A 16,182-nucleotide genomic window follows, 5' to 3' on the forward strand; every position below is an offset into this window, starting at 1 on the left:
AAGGGCTCGTAGCTCAGCTTGGACAGAGCAGCAGCCTTCTAAGCTGATGGTCGCGGGTTCAAAACGGTTTCTTTTTAGCGGCCGTGAAAATCCCGCCGAGCCCGAATTATTCAGTTGCAGGCTGGTCCTGCTTCTGCTGCCTCCCGCCGCGCTTGATTTGCCTATCCCTGCTTGCAGTCACAAATTCCATGGCCAAATCCTCATCGTTTTGCGATTCGGACCATGCTTTTATATAGGCCGCAATATTGCGCATTGGCTTTGTATACCTGTCGGTGATCTCGTATACTGTGCTCTCATGCTTTAATAGGCCTATTTGTACAGCGTAGTCCAGATAGCGCTTAGCTGTTGCAACTGGTATGTTTTTTGGCACATCCTTAAGCCTTAACCCGCCGGTTTTCTTTGCAAGCAGAAGCAATGACGCAAATCTGTAAGCCTCGTTCTCGTTGTCGAAGAATATCCTGGCTATGTCGCTGACTTTTGGATTTTTTATCTTCTCTTTAAGCGGAGCGTCCTCGTATTCCCAGTATTTTATTCCCATTTGTTCCACGCCTTGGATTAAACAATAGTTAATGCACGCTAAGATTTATCATTTTTCCCTTATGAATGTTATTACATCGCCTTCTTCAACAACATGGTTTACTCCGACTCGCTGGTTCTGGAACTTGACACTGGAGCCTGTGACATAAGCGCATTTCAGCGTGTTAAGCACCTCTGCATGCACCATTTTTGCTATTGCGCCTATGGTTGTGCCTGTCTTTACTATCATCGGCTCCGCCCTTGAAAATCTTGGCTTTGTGTAAATCCTTATAATGCCTAGATTCCTGTATATGCCTGCCTTAAGCTCTTCAAGGCCTGCGCCGGTGCTTGCGCTTACCGGAAACACCTCGATAGATTGCTTGGAGCTTATCTGCGATGCTATCTTGGGGCTTTCTTTTTCCAGATCTATCTTGTTAAGGGCAACTATAGCTTTGACATAATACGAATTTTTTGACAAGAAGCTTATCAGATCGTTCTCGTCTATGCGGTCCCATATGCTTACGCTTGCCTTATAAATGCCGAATGCGTTCAGGACAGCCCTTATGTTCTCACTGCCCATTGCTGATTTGTTGACCTCTATGCTTATCCCGTTTGCATTGTCTTTTTCTATAATTGATATTCTGGGGGGGATTTTGTTAATGTGTATGTTCAGCTTCTCAAGCTCGTCGAGCAGCCTGGCAAGCTGCCAAGTCTCTTTTATGTCTATCACAAAAACAACCAACTCAGAGATCTTCATTTGCGCTATGACGCTCCTGCCCCCGCCTTTGCCAAGATGGGCATCCTCTATTATACCCGGCATGTCCAGTATCTGTATATGTGCGTCGTTATAGAGCATTGTGCCTGGTATGATCTCTGTGGTTGTAAAAGCATATGCTGCAGTTTTCGACCTTGAATTTGTAAGCGCATTTAGCAATGAAGACTTGCCTGCGCTCGGAAAGCCCAAAAGGGACACTGTTGCATCCCCCATCTTCTTGACGAAGAAGCCCTTGCCCTTTTGGTGCTTGCCTGCCTCTACGAGCTCTTTTTTCGCAAGTGCGACCTTCGACCTGAGCTTTGCCAAATGCTTGTTTGTCGCCTTGTTGTCCTTTGTTTTTTTAAGCTCCTCTTCCAGCTCCTCGAGGCGTTTGCTAATCCTTTCCTTTTCCGCCATCGTTCCACTTTTATCTGAATAAAAAAATTTTATTTTTATATTAAATGATTTACTAATTAATTAATTTTATTAACCATAGTTTTTATAACTTATTAATCAATTATTGGTAGGTTAAAGTGAGACAAATGGCTAAGAAAAAATCATCAAAGAAGGCCAGCAAGAAAAAGTCAAGCAAGAAAAAGAGATAAGGCATTCGCCTTAAATTTCTTTTTCCTTTATTTTTCTTTTCTTTTTATTTGTTTTTTATTTTTCCGGTTTTATTGATCGAACTTTGACAAGAACTTTTTCATGTTCCTGTCATTCTTCATCATTCCGTACGATTTTTTCATCTTTGAGAAGTCAGAAAGTAGCTCTCTCACGTCTTTTTCCGTCGTGCCGCTTCCAAGGGCTATGCGCCTTATCCGGCTTTCTTGATGCACTAGTTTCTCGTCTTTTCTCTCTGCGTCAGTCATTGAAGATATTATATACTTGTATTTGTTCAGCTTTTCCTCGCTTTTTTCTATCGTGTCTTTTGGCACGTCGTTGGCGCCAAGCATGCCGAACAGGTTCTTCAGCGGACCCATCTTGTTTAGCGCTTTAAGCTGCTTGTAGAATGTGTCAAAATTTAGCTTTGTCAGGTCTACCTCTTCGGGGTTTATTTCCGCTTCGGCTATTGCGCTTTTGACCTTGCTCACCAGCTTCTCTATGTCGGGAATTCCCAAAAGCGAGCCTATGAACTGCTCTGAATTGTACGGCTCTATGTCTTGCAGCTTTTCCCCTGTGCCTATAAACATTACTTTTGCTTTTGCTTCGTTCGCGGCGCTGAGCGCACCTCCGCCCTTACCTGAGCCGTCCATCCTGGTTACTACAAGGCCGCTTATGCTTACATCCTTATTAAACTCCTTTGCAAGCCTGCCTGCGACCTGGCCTATGTCAGCGCTTATCACAAGAACAGTGTTGTCCGGATCAAAAGCGCCGTTTATTCCCTTGAGCTCTTCTATCAGGCGCTGGTCTAGGGAGCTCCTGCCGCTAGTGTCGCATATTATTACCTGTTTGCTTTTCAGGGCCTCCAGGCCCTGCCTGACTATTGTTACCGGATCCTTTGACCCTTTAATCCCGAAAAATGCAACCCCTGCCTGCGAAGCGAGTGTTTCAAGCTGCTCATACGCTGACGGCCTCGATACATCGCAACATATCAGTCCTGCGCTGAGACCCCTGTCCTGGTAGAATTTGGCAAGCTTTGCTGCAGTTGTCGTCTTGCCGGAACCGTACAAGCCGATAAGCATTATTCTCTGCTTTTCAAGCTTTGGCTCGTACGTGCCACCCATGAGGCTTACCAGTTCCTCATACACTATGTTCGTTATGTAGTCCCTTGTCGGAACTCCTGCAGGGGGCTTGCTTTTTATGGCTTGCTGCTCTATGGACTCTGTAAGTTTGAGGACCAGGCTGACGTCTACGTCATTGCTTATCAAGACCTTCTGCAGCTCCTTATTGAATTCCTTTATGGTCTTTGCATCTATTATAGTAGCGCGTGACAGCTTGGCGATTGCCTGTCTTAGCCCTTCTCCGAGATCCATGATAACGCACACTCTACAAGTCGGTTTTCCATGCGCATTTTAGCATTTAGCGTATACGCGTTAGATATTATATTTATTGCCTTCATATTTAAATGCATACTCTGGCAAATAGCTTAATGGAATTCAAGATTGCAGCGTGGTACATTGAAATTGCTTATAACCCAGGCAAACTTGACCCTTTTTGGGGGGGCGGAACGAGTTGTACTTAAAATAGCGCAGCATTACAGGGCAAAAATAATAACTGCCGAGTACAGCAGGGTCGAAACTTTCAGGGAGTTTGCAAAATTAGACATAGAGGTGATAGGCAGGGGCAAAGGCGTTCTGCCTTACGGGAGGGTAATGCAGGGGCTCAAATACGGGCTGGGATTCTATAATTTTAAGGTTGATGATGATTACGACGTAATAAACGCGCATATCGCGCCGAGCCACTGGATAAGGAACAGGAACGAGCACGTGCTGTGGTATTGCCATACGCCGCTTAGGGACGTTTACGACCTATATGCCTTAAGGATGGCAAGGAAGAAGGCTTATCAAAAACCGCTGCATTTTATCGGCATAAAGGCTGTCAAACGCATAGACCAGTCGATAGTAAAAAGGATAGAGTACATAGTGGCAAACAGTGAAAACACTAAATCGCGCATAGAAAAGTATTTCGGCAGAAACGATGCATTTGTCCTTGGAGGAGGGGTTGAGTACGAAAAATACGCATCGAAAGGCGATTCACAGTATTTCCTTTACCCTTCTCGTATATCCCCGAATAAACGCCAGGAGTTTGCAATAACGGCTTTTAAGATATTCAGCATGTCAAAAAAGGGGTATAAGCTCATAATAACCGGTGCAGTGTCAAAAGACCCATTCTATTATGACTATTACAAGCGCGTATTGCAGCTAGCAGGCAACGACCCCAACATAATAATAATGGACAGTGTGGGAGAAAAAAGATTAGCTGAACTCTATTCGAAGGCAACAGCAGTGCTTTACCCCCCGATAAACGAGGATTACGGCCTGGTTCCGCTTGAGGCTATGGCAAGCTCTAAGCCGGTTATAGCAGTGAACGAAGGCGGGCCTAGGGAAACCGTTGTAAATGGGGTAACCGGGTACCTTGTAGACAGCGAAGATGATATGGCTAAAATGATGCTAAAAATAGCAAGCGATGATGCGCTTGCTGAGAGGCTAGGAAAAAACGGCCGCAGGCTCGCTGTGAGCAAATACTCATGGAGCAGATTCTTCAAGGAGTTCGACAAAAAGCTAAAGAAAGTTGCTTCGATGTAGCGGCTATTTGGCATTTACTGATATCACGTACTTTGACATTACCTTGGCCACATAGTCAAGTATGTGCTTGACCTCGTCTTCGGTCCTTGCGCCTGTGCATATCATTTTGCCGTTCTTGAACAGTATTACTGTTCTTGATTTTGATATCTTAAAAATCGCGCCTGGAAACTGCTCTGGCTCATAATCCACGGCTTTGACCTCCCTTGAAAGCGCGTAAAGATCAACAACAGCGTGCAGGTCAGCGCTTACCACGATGTTGTATATTGATATCTTCGGATTGTCTAAGCTTCCAGTCCTTTCCTCCTTCTCATTGCTAACCTTTTTATCAGGTTTCTTTTTTGCCGTTAAACCACCATAACTATAATAAGTTTAAAAGGGAAAGCTATAAATACTAATGTTGGTGCCTGCAATGAAAAGAATAGCGATTGTCGGTGCAGGGGTGATAGGGTTGAGCTTGGCGCATGACTTGTCGGCCCTTGGCTTCGAAGTAGACGTATTTGACGGTAAAAAAAGCGTGGAAGAGGGCGCAGAAAAGGCTTCCGGCATACTATCAAAAAAAGGCTTAGAATTATCCGGTCTGGAATACAGCAGCGCCATAGTGAACACGCTTAACGGCGCGACGCTGCATTTTGGGGATGAAACCCTCAGGGTAAAGTCTGCTGCAGTGCAAGCCTATATACTTGACAGGGGCATTTTGGCTAAAAATTGCGCGGCCATGGCCATAGGCGCAGGAGCAGTGCTGAAGCTCGGGACCAGGCAGGATATTGCTGCCATAAGGAGGCTTGCTGATGAATACGACGTGGTGGTAGGAGCTGATGGTGCCACGTCCTACACCGCAAGCGCATACGGTTTCCCTGCAATAGGCAGTTATGTGCTCACGTACAAGGCAGAATATTCGGGCGCCGAGATAAAGGATTGGCATTCCGTAGACCTGCTATTTTCAAAAAAATTCGCAGATGGCTTTTTTGGGTGGGTCGCGCCTTATTCCAAGGAGCTTGTGGAGCTTGGCATAGGGATCATGCAGAACAGGGGAATGCACAGCTATGCAGCGTTTCAGAAGTTCTTGGCAGACACTTACGTGAGCACCTTGCTGAACGGAGCCAGGAGGCTCGCAGGGCATGCAAGCATAATACCTATAGAAAATCGCAGGCGCACAGTGCTTAAAAATGTGCTGCTGGTCGGCGATGCAGCCGGGCAGACGAAGGCCACGACAGGCGGCGGCATCATATTCGGGATTGCGTGCGCAAAGGTTGCTGCGCATGACATAAACGCTTATCTGGCGAATGGCGTGAGCCTTGCCAGGTATGAAAAGAATTGGAGAAAGAGGTATGGGATTGATCTGAAGCTGCACGGCATGCTTCACGCATATTATTCAGCGGTGTCTGAGCACAGCATGCAGAGGTTTATAAAGGTGGCAAAGGTCCTGGGAGCAGAAAGCTTCTTCTCGAAATACGGCGACATGGACAGCCCGACCCTCATGCTTAAAAGATTTTTCGTCAGGAGCAAGGCTAGCTGACTGTCATGCAAAGCCTGCAAGAGACGTTGCAGCGGCCTTGGCGGCAATGATAAGCGGTTCTGGATATACGCCGAATGCTATTATTACTGCAAGTATTGCGCCGATTACAAAATAGGCGCTTTTAGTAAGCGCTATGCTTCTTTGGTCTGAAGCGCCGTACATTGAGCTTATCAGGCGTCCGTAATAGTATATCGAAATGAAGCTGTTCAATATGCCTATTATTGCGAGTGCTATAAGCCCTGAGCTTATGGCGCTTGAGAACAGTAGGAACTTGCCAACAAAGCCTATGAGAGGCGGTATGCCTGCCAGCGACAGCATTATTATGGTAAGACCTGCAGCTGCAAGCCCGTTCCTTCTGCTTAAGCCTGAATAATCTTTCACTGTGGCGAGGCCGTAGGCCTCAAGCAAGCCTATTATTATGAATGCACCGACTATCATGAATGAGTGCGCGAATATCTGGAATAGGCTGGCTTCAATGCCAAAGCTGTTCGCGGCAGCTATTCCTACGCTTATATAGCCTGCCTGCGATATTGAGGAATAGGCGAACATTCGCTTTACGCTTGTTTGCGTCATTGCTCCGAGGTTTCCGAAAAACATCGTAAGGATTGCAACAACGGATAATATTACAGAAATCGTTCCAGTATAAGCTGCGAAAAGCGTGAAAAGCACTTCTATCAGGGCGATGAACGCCACCTTCTTGTTTAAGCCGGCAATCATTGCGGTAATGTGTGATGGGGCGCCTTGGTATACGTCAGGTATCCAAAAGTTGAAAGGGAACAGTGCGGCTTCCGTTCCGAATGCGACAACGAACAGGCCGAGCGAAAGCATGAGCAGGTATCCTGAATTAAACGGATTCGCCGTAGAGGCAGCATGAAGCGAAAGCGTAACGTCATATGGAAATGCCAGTGCTATTGCAAATGCCAACACCGATACCGATATTGCTGACAGCAAAAACATCTTTGTCGCAGGCTCTGCATAGCGCTTGCCTCCGAACGCTATAAGCAGTATAGTAGGCGCTGACATCAGCTCTATAGCTATTATTATCGTTATGAGCGAATTTGCCATTGGAACAGTGAATATGCCTATTGCAAGCACCGACATTATGAAGTTCAGCTTGAAATAGTCGCTAGCTGAGCTGTAGGCAAACCAGTTTATTATCAAAAATATCGAGGAGAACAGTACAAGCAGGTATGAGGAAAATGGGCTTATGCTGTAAGCGCTGAACAGGAGGGCATTGCTTCCATAAGCCATGTTGCTAAGGCTCGCAGCAAAAATCCCGGCAAGCAGTATAGATGTTGCTGCAAATGCGACCCTTTTATTCCTGTGAAAAAGGGATAGCAGGCCGAACAGCACCAATGCAAACATTAGCGCGGGAATTGAATAGTAAGTTGCATCAAAGACCATGATTCACACCTAGACGTTGAAAAGACCCATTAATATGGATGGGAACACCCCAAACAGGAATATGGATGCAGCTAAAAGCACATACGCTGCAGTTGCTTCAAATGGAACCTTTGAAATGCTCTGGCTCGTTTCCTTTGTTGAAAGAAACGACCTGTTTACAACCCAGTACAGGTAGAACCCTACGACCATTATGCTGAACAACGGGATTATTCCGTATATTCCGAAGCTTTTTATTGCGCCTATAAATACCAGAACGTCTGCTATGAATCCTGCAGTAAGCGGGATTCCAGTAGATGCAAACACTGCTATCAGGAACGAATACGCCGAGCCCATAGCGTCCTTTACTACGCCCTTGAGCACACTTATATTCCTTTCTCCAAATGCTATTTCTATGCCCCCGATTATTGCAAACGTAAGTGCTATGACGAGGCCATGTGCCAGCATCAGGTAAATTGCGCCGTCGGTGCCGAACGAATTCAGGGATGCAATGCCTATTAGTATTATGCCAGCCTCTACCATGCTCGTATAAGCGGCAATCTTTTTCAGATCCGCTTGCCGCATAGCTACAAAGGCAGCATAGAACGCAGATATGCCGCCAATGGCAAATGCGTATTTAGAGAAGTCTGATGACACAGACAGCATTGAAAATAGAAGCAGCATTCCATATGCACCGAACTTTGAAAGAACGCCTGCAATAACCATTGAGCCCTGCGTGGGTGCACTGGCATACGCATTGCTTATCCACGAATGGAACGGGAATATGGGCATTTTTACCATAAAGGCTATGAAGAACAGCGCAAATATCATGGCCTGTATGCCCTGCGGTATCATGTATGAATGGGCAGTTATGTAGGATATGCTGAAAGAATGCACAGGGGTATAGAAATAAATCATCATTATGCTGAACAGCAGAAGCGCGCTGGCAAAAATAGAATACACCAGGTAGGCGTTTGCCGCATGCTTAGCCTGCCCCTGCCCAAAAGAGCTTATCATGAAGTATGCAGCTATCACGCCCACGTCCCAGAATATGTAGAATATGAACAGGTTGCCAGATGCGAAAAGGCCAATGGCAGAAAGCTCAAAGAGCATTATTAACGGATATAGGTTTTTGCTATTTTCGAATTTGCTTGATTTGACTATTGTAGCGCATAGCGAGACTATGGCGGCAAGCAGTATGAGTATGATTTGCACAGGCGCAGCGGTGAATGCAAGGTCTATGCCAAATTGGCTTATGTAGCTTACGGATTCTATGGAATTCAAAAAGCCGTGCACCTCGAGCCCGTAGTATACAAGAACGATTGAGAGTACGAGCACTATTCCTGAGAATATGATTGCGAGCCTCTTCGCTGTCGCGTAATTCCTAGGAGCGTACGCTGCCAATACGCCAAATGCAGCTACAATCAAGATCAGGAATATTAAAGGCAGCATTTACTCATCTTATCAAAAGCAAAATTATTATTATGCCGGCAACCAGAGCCGCGATGTAGACGTTTGTGGATCCGTTTACTGACTTGCGCATCAGGCTTGAAAGCTTAAGCACCCCACTACCGCCTGCGCTGAAAAATCCATATATGAGCTCGTCGAGCACTTCTATTCCCTCTGCAAAATATAAGACAGCTTTCGCTAGAAACGCATATGATGCGTTGACTGCTACACTATTGAATAGTATGTAATACGCCTTTTTCTTTATGGTGCCGGTGGGCTTTGCCAAGACAAATAGCTTGTAGGATATGAAGAGCCCCACGGCTATGGCTATGCTTTCTATTATGGAAGCTGCAATGCCTATCCCTGAAGCTGCGTAGTCATAGGATGCTGCAATGCCGTTCACATACAACAGGCTTATCGCAGCAATTATTACGAATGCCGATGTTGTTGCACCTGCTATCAGCATTGTTTTTGGCAGGTCGCGATACGCAGTCCTCAGGCCTGACTCCTGCTTTAACGGAGCGCGCCTTGAATGAAGGAAAATCCACCTGAATATGTAAGCGCTTGTGGCAAAGTCTATCACAAGAAGCAGCAGGTACACATATATGTTCGACTGTGCACTTGTTTCTATGGCAACCTTGCCAAAGAAGCCGCTAAGCGGGAATATGCCGGCTATGGAAAGCACACCTATGAGCATTGGTATGTATAGGAGCTTGTTGTACCTTGAGCCGAACGATTTATAGATATCCTCGCTTTCCCCGTTTGCTCGCATTATGGACCCTGCGCTCATGAAAAGAAGCGCCTTATAAAATGCCTGCACTATGAAAAACAGTATAGCAGCGGCAATTGCACCCATTCCTACTGCAACGAACATGAGGCCCAGGTCCTCTATCGTAGAATATGCAAGAATGCGCTTTATGTGGTGCGAGGATATCGCATTCGAGGCGCCTATGAATGCAGAGATCAGGCCTATGGCAAGTATTACTTCCAACAGGCCAGCCTTAAGGAACAGGGGAAACAGGACTATTGCCAGGAAAACGCCAGCTTTAACCATAGTTGAAGAGTGCAAAAACGCAGACACTGGCGTGGGGCCTTCCATGGCGTCTGCTAGCCATTCATGAAACGGGAATTGCGCGGATTTGGTGAAGATGGCTACGAGTATGAGGCCCATTGCAATGGGCAGCACTGTGCTCTCCGGAGCTGCGATTATTGAGCTGAAATTGAAAGTGCCGTATGCAACCCATATCAAAAGCATTCCAGAAAGCATTGCAATGTCGCCAATTATTACAGTTGTTATCGCTTTCCTTGCAGCTGTTGGCGCCTTTTCCTTGCCATACCAGAACCCTATGAGCAAGTAGCTCGTTATGCCAAGCATTTCCCAGCCTATGAACATGGTTATGAAATTTGCCGACATTGCAAAGACCATCATTGCGGCTGCGAATATGCCCATCTCGAAATAGAACCGCGGTTTTTCCGTATTCACGCTTATGAACCCGATGGAGTACAGCAGTATTAGCGGGGTTATTATGCCAACGAGCCAGAGCAGCACTAGGTTAAACGGAAGCATGGAAACAGCTATGTGGTATGTGAAAGGCTTTATGGAAAACCACACGATTTGCTGGAATGCAACAATTTTCCCAAATGTAATGTACAGTATAAGCGCTAGGCTGCCCAAGCTTCCGGCAAGCGTTACCGGGCCTGCATATCTGGAATTGCGGCCGCTTAGCAGCGCCGCTATGATTGATGCAAGGACTAGCGGCGCAATAGCTATCAGGCCGAACATTTTATTCCCTTAGTTTCTCCAGCCTTTGCACGTCCAGGCTGGTCTCGCTTCTTACAAGATATTTGTAGAACACTATTATCACAACGATTTCTGCTGCTGCAATGCTCCATATTGAGAAAAGCAATGGAAGGATTGCTGCCTGCGCGGAAGTATTGAAATAAAAGAATGTGACTGCAAGCAGGGCGGCTGCCATGAGTACGGCTTCTACGCTTAGCAGCATTATGACTACATTCCTGCTTGAGGCTAGCCCAGCCACGCCCAGGGAGAATATCGCGAATGCAACTATTATCAGCACGTTTTCAATCATTTCATCCTGCCTATCTGCCTAAACATCAGTATAGCTGAAATGCTAATGCCAAAAAGCATTAGAGTTATGATGTAAAACTGCGCTATGTAGTTCTTCAGCCCATAGGTGATCTGGGGCGGCCCGAAAATGTTTGAATTTTGGGAAGCCGGCCTGAGCGAAAGCAATGGTATGGACAGAGCAACGAACAATACAAGGAAAATTATTACCAGTGCTAGCTTGTTCGTATGCTTGAACCTTGAAAAGCTTGCAGAGGCTACGCCTACGAGCGCATACGTTGAAATGCCTCCGACAAGTATGAAAAGCTGTATGATTGCAAGCAGTGGCTGCTGAAGCACCAGAAAAAGCGCAGAATTTAGCACAAATGCAATTGTCAACGCAAGAACCGCATGAAGGAGCTGCCTGAAAATGAATATGCAGGCTATCGCTGACAGCTCTGCGGCTGCAATTATTACAGCTGTATACAAAGTTATGGCGTCCATCTAAATCTTACTGCAAATCCTCAGGCCTGCGTACGTATTCCCGCCTGTCATATGCTTCGAAATTATAGTCTTTTGTAAGTATGAGGCATTGCGGAGGGCACACTTCTTCGCAAAGCGCACAGAAAAGGCACCTCTCCAGATTTATCTGCGGCATCTTTTTTGTGCCTTTGTCAGTTTCTATGTCGACCATGTCAATCGTCTGGTTTGGGCATATCCTTGCGCAGGCGGCACAGCTTATGCAAGTCTTCATGTCCAGCTTGTGTATGCCCCTGTAGTTGTCTGCAAGGTCGTCCCTTTCTTCAGGGTACTGCAGCGTAGCAGGCTTCTCAAGCAGCTGCTTGCCGACTTTGTATACGCCTTTCAGTATGCTCATTTTACCACGCAAATATCATATATGCAGCAAAAAGGTTTATTACAGCCAACGGTATGAAATAAAGCCACCCTATCCTAAGCAGCCTGTCAAGGCGCATCCTAACCGTAGTGGCCCTTATGATAATTATGAACACTGTCAGTATTATCACCTTTATCATTATCCATGCAAATGGAGGCAGCACAGGACCGTTCCACCCGCCCAGAAATAGTATTGATATTAAAAGCGTACCTACAAACATGCGCGTATAGTCAAGGAACAGCGCCAAGCCGTAATAAGGCGCACTTACGTCCGTAAGCCATCCAGCTATCAATTCGTTGTCGGCTTCCCTCAGGTCGAACGGCGGGCGCTCAAGCTCTGCCAGCATTATTATGAAGAACAGGACGAAGCCTATTGGCAATAGCACTGCATACCATAATGAGGACTGGTCTTTTACTATGCTCATGAAGGAAAAGCTTCCAGAAGCCAAAGCGATCGAAGCTATCACTAATATGAGCGGTATTTCATAGCTCAGGAACATCATCACGGACCTCTGCGCGCTTATCGAGCCGAACTTGTTCCCGCTGGTCCAGCCCGCAAGGAACAGCATGAACGGCATTGTTGAAAGCACCAGAAAAACCGCAACGAGCGCTACGCCTGTGTCTATCCCGACAAAAGAGCTTGTAATTGGTATGAATGCAAGGGCAAAAACAAACATGGCGTATATCGTTGGCAGCACCATTCCGAAAAGCGGATTGTCAGCGTTCTTAGGCACTACCTGCTCCTTGGTTATAAGCTTTACAAGATCTGCCATGTTCTGCAGAATTCCGAACGGCCCGACATATGTGGGCCCGTGCCTCGATTGCACCCTGCCCATTATCTTCCTTTCGCCCCATCCGAACATATATACAAAAAGCGATATCAGTATAACAAGCAATATGGCAAATATTACGAAGCTTATCAGAAATGAAAGCACATCCGCAACTGCATGCGGCATTATTGGCTGCAAGGCATTATAGATTGCATAATAAAAGTGACCTATAAAGCTAGAACTTACCTTTAGCAAGCCAAACACCACACTTATATTGCACCGAATTTTTATAACACTTGCGCAACAATATATTTTATGTGTTTATATGTTGAGCAGCAAAGCCGCAATGGTAATATCGAAGGGCAGCGTCAAGATAAGGGTCAAAAGGGCAGGCATGCTGCAGATGATAACGTTTTCGGTGAAGCGCGTAGAGATAGGAGGCGCAAAGTTCGTCGAGCTTTATAGCAGCAGGCACATAGAGCTTGACGAGCTCGCCAGAATCGCAAATGATGTTGGGCTGCCGGTAGAGGCGGAGGATAAAAGGGCATTCCCGAAGGGCACAGGCGCAAAGGATTTTATAGGGCTATAGCTGCGCTATATGTAAAAGTTTGCGAGTGTCAAAAATCCGACGGCCTTGTGCACCGTGTTGTTATACATGTATGTCATGTTCATGTTGTAGACTGTCTCTGTAGCGCTCACCTGTATCGGAGTTGATAGCGAAGCGCAAGCGAAGCTTAGCTGAACGCTTGCGTTATGCACTACTGTTGCATTTATTTTCGTGGAAGGCTGCACATTGGAATCGCTGCACGACACGTTTAATATCCTTATCTGGCCCGGGAGTTTGTTTGTTATGACTGCAGACGCTTTGCCAGAGCTGTAATTGAAGCTTTTGAATGTGCAATTTATTGGTGTACTGCCGAAATTGCATGTGCTGGTTATCTTAGGGGTCCATTTAGCATAGGCGCTGGTTAGATTGAGCTTATACATAAGCTCTGCTGCGTTAAGCATTGCATAGGGTATGGTTGTGCGGTTTACGAAAGAGAATACTGTAAGGTTATAATTTGGGGTTGCTGCAACCGACTTTACCAGGCTGAGGTTGACGAATTCGGCGGAATTTTGGACGTACGCATATGAGCATGTGCTGAAGCCTGTTGAATTGTTTAGGTATACGAATCCGTTGCAAGTGAAATTCTTTGATATGTTAATAGAAGGATGCGATGAGAATATTGTTGCAAAACTGCCGGCATTGTTCTGGAAAAGCCTGTATGTTGAATAATTTGCTCTTGAGACTCCGACAGCCAGCCCTATCGTTGTAGAATTTATATAGCTGAAATTGTCAAGCTTTGTGTTTATTGCATTGTATGAATCTGCAAGGCTTTTCAGTTTTTGGTATTCTGAGGAGCTATAATTCTGCGCGACAACGTTTGCGCATGTTACATGCAGGCTGGAATTGTCATATACTGCAATCTTTGTCCAGCCGCCGCTTGAAAAACTGCACATGCTAGTCGTGTTGCTTATTTTCATGTACTGGACTTGATTGCCTGAAATGTTCATTTCATTGCCATGCAAACTGAACGTAGATTCGATAGCCTTTATGTCGGAATTGTTAAGCTCGCCCTCAAGCCAAAGCCCATACGCAGAGCTCCCGTTAGAGTATGTGGAATATACTCCGTTGGCTATGCTTGCCACGTTTGACAGGTCAAAAAGCATCTTTGACACTATGGATGGGGCCTGGCTTATGAACCTTAGGAATGTGCTTTGGTTGTATGTAAGGCCGGCAACAGAGACAAAGGCCATGCCTTTTGGGAATATGGAGAAGCTTAGCGTATTGTTTAAGCCGTTGTAAGGCAAGAATTCATACAGATTCGGCGTTTGCGGAGGCCTGACATGTATTTGCAGGCTTGCCTGCGTTACGGAACTATTCGAAATATCCATTATGTGGCCAGGATCAGCTATGACGGAAAAGTTGTATGTGCCGTTTGCACCATAAATGTAGCTCTGGTTTATGTATGCGTGCTGATGCGGAGGTATGGACACGTTGTAATACTTTATGCCTTGCGCGTCCATGTAGAACCCGACCTGCATGCCCTTTACGTAAGTGCTTCCAGTGTTATTTATGAGTATTTGGAATGTGGTAAAATTGAATGGGTATGTCGCGTTTGGATTATAGTTCAGCGGCAGCATTGAAACTTTTATTTCGTATGCGCCGTTTGGCGGAATTATGAGCAATATAGCTATGAAAACCGCTATGGTCACGACTATTGCTATGGCACCGTATACCAGCACATTTTTGTTGATTGGCATAACCAGATCACTGTGGCCTTTTTGTTTAAGTTTTTTAGCTTTTTATCCGTTTCCGTTTATTTTACCTTTTCCTTATCTCCTTTATTACCGTTATGACCTTGTCCTTTATCGGGTCTATTTCCTTGGAGAAATACTCGTTTATCCATGCCTCAGGGTCATATTTGCCTGCAACGCCCTGCAACGACATGTAATACCTGCTTTTCGCATGCGCTATTATGCTTGCGTTTTGGAGCTGCAGTAGATGGTATCTCAGGGTCTTTTCATTTATTGGAGCCCATGTCTTGCTTATGTATTCCGACAGCTCCGCAACTGTGGGGTCTTTGCGCTCCTGGAACTGGAAGTACAGCATGGCATCAAGCACATAGACTGCGCTTAGCCTGCTTTCACCAGGATTTATTACTCCCAGTGCCAGCGCAAGCCAGCGTACCATTGCACGGCGTGTTTCCACAACTTCGCCAGTTATCGAGAGGTTCCTTAGTATTATCTCCCTTTCTATAAGCTTCGATTCGTTAAGCTGTGCCATTTTATCTCATTGCAGTTTTATTAATTAAAGCTATAAATTACTTAACATTTGAATTATGTAAGGTGTTTTATATGGGCGACATGCAGTTGGAAGCAAGTTTCGAGCCTGAATCGTTAAAGGCGTTTTCAAAGAACGAAGTCACGATGGAGGTAAGCGTAGAGAACACGGAAGATTCTAATTTGTACTGGGGCGAATGCGAGATTTCCACAAAACCGCCTTTGTCGCTTGCACACGACATGCAGCTTGATACTGGGCGCATGCGCATTGGCATACTAAGGCCGAACTCAAAAATCAAAAAGCCAGTCAAGCTGTACACACTGCCGAACAATTTTCCTGAAGAATACCCGATAAAGATAATCGTGTACCTGTACGACGTTGACGGCGCCATACACAAGAGGCTTGAGCTTAACAAGTCTATAAGCTGCATACAGGCAGGCAAGGAAGACGCAAAGGCCCATGTTTAAGCGATTATTTCGAAAGACGAGTATTGCCTTGTTTCTTTTATCTTTCTCGTTTCGATGTTTTTTACTTCCATTCCGCCAGGCACGCTAATGCTTATCGCATTTTTGAACATCTCAAACTTTTCCGGAGTGCATGCAGCAACAACTTCAACGCTGCCGTCTGGCATGTTCCTCGCATAACCTTTCACGGACATCTCTGATGCGATTCCTTTTATAAAAGCCCTATAGCCAACCCCCTGCACGAACCCGTGGATTTTCAGCAGATAATGCATGGATATATTTGGGCATCACTATTTAAAATTTGT

The 16,182-nt window shown here is 45.7% G+C and carries 18 protein-coding genes and 1 tRNA gene; 5 read left to right on the forward strand and 14 right to left on the reverse strand.

Annotated elements, in window-relative coordinates; translation table 11 throughout:
• The first annotated feature begins 2 nt into the window (after positions 1 to 2).
• Positions 3 to 104, forward strand: a tRNA-Arg gene (locus M1125_02955).
• A 2-nt stretch (positions 105 to 106) separates the two neighbouring features.
• Here the strand turns inward: M1125_02955 and M1125_02960 are convergent.
• The 3 genes from M1125_02960 to M1125_02970 form a co-directional block, all read right to left on the reverse strand.
• Entirely contained in the window at positions 107 to 538 is a 432-nt protein-coding gene (locus M1125_02960; GenBank protein ID MCL5404771.1) for a hypothetical protein, read from the reverse strand.
• A gap of 48 nt (positions 539 to 586) precedes the next feature.
• Entirely contained in the window at positions 587 to 1,687 is a 1,101-nt protein-coding gene (locus M1125_02965) for a 50S ribosome-binding GTPase (protein MCL5404772.1), read from the reverse strand.
• Between the two features lie 257 nt (positions 1,688 to 1,944).
• Entirely contained in the window at positions 1,945 to 3,243 is a 1,299-nt protein-coding gene (locus tag M1125_02970; GenBank protein MCL5404773.1) for a signal recognition particle receptor subunit alpha, read from the reverse strand.
• Positions 3,244 to 3,387: 144 nt separating this feature from the next.
• Here M1125_02970 and M1125_02975 point away from each other — a divergent pair, with 144 nt between their 5' ends.
• Entirely contained in the window at positions 3,388 to 4,515 is a 1,128-nt protein-coding gene (locus tag M1125_02975; GenBank protein ID MCL5404774.1) for a glycosyltransferase family 4 protein, read from the forward strand.
• Between the two features lie 3 nt (positions 4,516 to 4,518).
• Here the strand turns inward: M1125_02975 and M1125_02980 are convergent, their stop codons facing one another.
• Positions 4,519 to 4,767, reverse strand: a complete 249-nt coding sequence (locus tag M1125_02980; protein MCL5404775.1) for a hypothetical protein — start codon at positions 4,765 to 4,767, stop codon at positions 4,519 to 4,521.
• Positions 4,768 to 4,924: 157 nt separating this feature from the next.
• Here M1125_02980 and M1125_02985 point away from each other — a divergent pair, with 157 nt between their 5' ends.
• Entirely contained in the window at positions 4,925 to 6,031 is a 1,107-nt protein-coding gene (locus M1125_02985; GenBank protein MCL5404776.1) for an NAD(P)/FAD-dependent oxidoreductase, read from the forward strand.
• Between the two features lie 3 nt (positions 6,032 to 6,034).
• On the opposite strand, the gene M1125_02990 is transcribed toward M1125_02985, so the two are convergent.
• Genes M1125_02990 through M1125_03020 form a run of 7 tightly spaced genes read right to left on the reverse strand, consistent with a single transcriptional unit; the run spans position 6,035 to position 12,844 of the window.
• On the reverse strand, positions 6,035 to 7,435 hold the full coding sequence (locus tag M1125_02990; GenBank protein MCL5404777.1) for an NADH-quinone oxidoreductase subunit N: 1,401 nt from the start codon (positions 7,433 to 7,435) through the stop codon (positions 6,035 to 6,037).
• A gap of 9 nt (positions 7,436 to 7,444) precedes the next feature.
• Entirely contained in the window at positions 7,445 to 8,863 is a 1,419-nt protein-coding gene (locus M1125_02995; protein ID MCL5404778.1) for an NADH-quinone oxidoreductase subunit M, read from the reverse strand.
• A 4-nt stretch (positions 8,864 to 8,867) separates the two neighbouring features.
• Positions 8,868 to 10,643 carry a hypothetical protein gene (locus M1125_03000; GenBank protein MCL5404779.1) on the reverse strand — a complete coding sequence of 592 codons (1,776 nt, stop codon included), beginning with the start codon at positions 10,641 to 10,643 and terminating at the stop codon, positions 8,868 to 8,870.
• 1 nt (position 10,644) lies between these two features.
• Positions 10,645 to 10,950 carry an NADH-quinone oxidoreductase subunit K gene (locus M1125_03005; GenBank protein ID MCL5404780.1) on the reverse strand — a complete coding sequence of 102 codons (306 nt, stop codon included), beginning with the start codon at positions 10,948 to 10,950 and terminating at the stop codon, positions 10,645 to 10,647.
• Complete coding sequence (locus M1125_03010) at positions 10,947 to 11,429, reverse strand: hypothetical protein (GenBank protein MCL5404781.1); 483 nt, start codon at positions 11,427 to 11,429, stop codon at positions 10,947 to 10,949. The genes M1125_03005 and M1125_03010 overlap by 4 nt, the downstream gene beginning before the upstream one ends.
• A 7-nt stretch (positions 11,430 to 11,436) precedes the next feature.
• Positions 11,437 to 11,802 carry an NADH-quinone oxidoreductase subunit I gene (locus M1125_03015; GenBank protein MCL5404782.1) on the reverse strand — a complete coding sequence of 122 codons (366 nt, stop codon included), beginning with the start codon at positions 11,800 to 11,802 and terminating at the stop codon, positions 11,437 to 11,439.
• A 1-nt stretch (position 11,803) separates the two neighbouring features.
• The gene (locus M1125_03020; GenBank protein MCL5404783.1) at positions 11,804 to 12,844 is read right to left on the reverse strand and encodes an NADH-quinone oxidoreductase subunit H; all 1,041 of its coding nucleotides are present in this window, start codon (positions 12,842 to 12,844) and stop codon (positions 11,804 to 11,806) included.
• Positions 12,845 to 12,914: 70 nt separating this feature from the next.
• Between M1125_03020 and M1125_03025 the strand changes: the two genes are divergently transcribed.
• Entirely contained in the window at positions 12,915 to 13,178 is a 264-nt protein-coding gene (locus tag M1125_03025; GenBank protein ID MCL5404784.1) for a hypothetical protein, read from the forward strand.
• Between the two features lie 5 nt (positions 13,179 to 13,183).
• On the opposite strand, the gene M1125_03030 is transcribed toward M1125_03025, so the two are convergent.
• Positions 13,184 to 14,893, reverse strand: coding sequence for a hypothetical protein (locus M1125_03030; GenBank protein MCL5404785.1), 1,710 nt, complete (start codon positions 14,891 to 14,893; stop codon positions 13,184 to 13,186).
• Between the two features lie 61 nt (positions 14,894 to 14,954).
• A complete protein-coding gene (locus M1125_03035; protein MCL5404786.1) occupies positions 14,955 to 15,416 on the reverse strand; it encodes a hypothetical protein in 462 nt (153 codons plus the stop codon).
• A gap of 71 nt (positions 15,417 to 15,487) precedes the next feature.
• Between M1125_03035 and M1125_03040 the strand changes: the two genes are divergently transcribed.
• Positions 15,488 to 15,880, forward strand: coding sequence for a hypothetical protein (locus tag M1125_03040; GenBank protein ID MCL5404787.1), 393 nt, complete (start codon positions 15,488 to 15,490; stop codon positions 15,878 to 15,880).
• On the opposite strand, the gene M1125_03045 is transcribed toward M1125_03040, so the two are convergent.
• Positions 15,877 to 16,149 (reverse strand): acylphosphatase, encoded by a 273-nt coding sequence (locus M1125_03045; GenBank protein MCL5404788.1) that lies wholly within the window; start codon positions 16,147 to 16,149, stop codon positions 15,877 to 15,879. The genes M1125_03040 and M1125_03045 overlap by 4 nt on opposite strands.
• Positions 16,150 to 16,182: the final 33 nt, after the last annotated feature.

The organism is Candidatus Marsarchaeota archaeon (assembly GCA_023485295.1).
Lineage (GTDB): Archaea > Micrarchaeota > Micrarchaeia > Micrarchaeales > Micrarchaeaceae > Micrarchaeum_A.

Excerpts from the sequence above, each read along its gene's own strand:
- M1125_02960 (MCL5404771.1), bottom strand. The coding sequence starts at position 538 with ATGGGAATAAAATACTGGGAATACGAGGACGCTCCGCTTAAAGAGAAG.
- M1125_02965 (MCL5404772.1), bottom strand. The coding sequence starts at position 1,687 with ATGGCGGAAAAGGAAAGGATTAGCAAACGCCTCGAGGAGCTGGAAGAG.
- M1125_02970 (MCL5404773.1), bottom strand. The coding sequence starts at position 3,243 with ATGGATCTCGGAGAAGGGCTAAGACAGGCAATCGCCAAGCTGTCACGC.
- M1125_02985 (MCL5404776.1), top strand. The coding sequence starts at position 4,925 with ATGAAAAGAATAGCGATTGTCGGTGCAGGGGTGATAGGGTTGAGCTTG.
- M1125_02990 (MCL5404777.1), bottom strand. The coding sequence starts at position 7,435 with ATGGTCTTTGATGCAACTTACTATTCAATTCCCGCGCTAATGTTTGCA.
- M1125_02995 (MCL5404778.1), bottom strand. The coding sequence starts at position 8,863 with ATGCTGCCTTTAATATTCCTGATCTTGATTGTAGCTGCATTTGGCGTA.
- M1125_03000 (MCL5404779.1), bottom strand. The coding sequence starts at position 10,643 with ATGTTCGGCCTGATAGCTATTGCGCCGCTAGTCCTTGCATCAATCATA.
- M1125_03005 (MCL5404780.1), bottom strand. The coding sequence starts at position 10,950 with ATGATTGAAAACGTGCTGATAATAGTTGCATTCGCGATATTCTCCCTG.
- M1125_03010 (MCL5404781.1), bottom strand. The coding sequence starts at position 11,429 with ATGGACGCCATAACTTTGTATACAGCTGTAATAATTGCAGCCGCAGAG.
- M1125_03015 (MCL5404782.1), bottom strand. The coding sequence starts at position 11,802 with ATGAGCATACTGAAAGGCGTATACAAAGTCGGCAAGCAGCTGCTTGAG.
- M1125_03025 (MCL5404784.1), top strand. The coding sequence starts at position 12,915 with ATGTTGAGCAGCAAAGCCGCAATGGTAATATCGAAGGGCAGCGTCAAG.
- M1125_03030 (MCL5404785.1), bottom strand. The coding sequence starts at position 14,893 with ATGCCAATCAACAAAAATGTGCTGGTATACGGTGCCATAGCAATAGTC.
- M1125_03035 (MCL5404786.1), bottom strand. The coding sequence starts at position 15,416 with ATGGCACAGCTTAACGAATCGAAGCTTATAGAAAGGGAGATAATACTA.
- M1125_03040 (MCL5404787.1), top strand. The coding sequence starts at position 15,488 with ATGGGCGACATGCAGTTGGAAGCAAGTTTCGAGCCTGAATCGTTAAAG.
- M1125_03045 (MCL5404788.1), bottom strand. The coding sequence starts at position 16,149 with ATGCATTATCTGCTGAAAATCCACGGGTTCGTGCAGGGGGTTGGCTAT.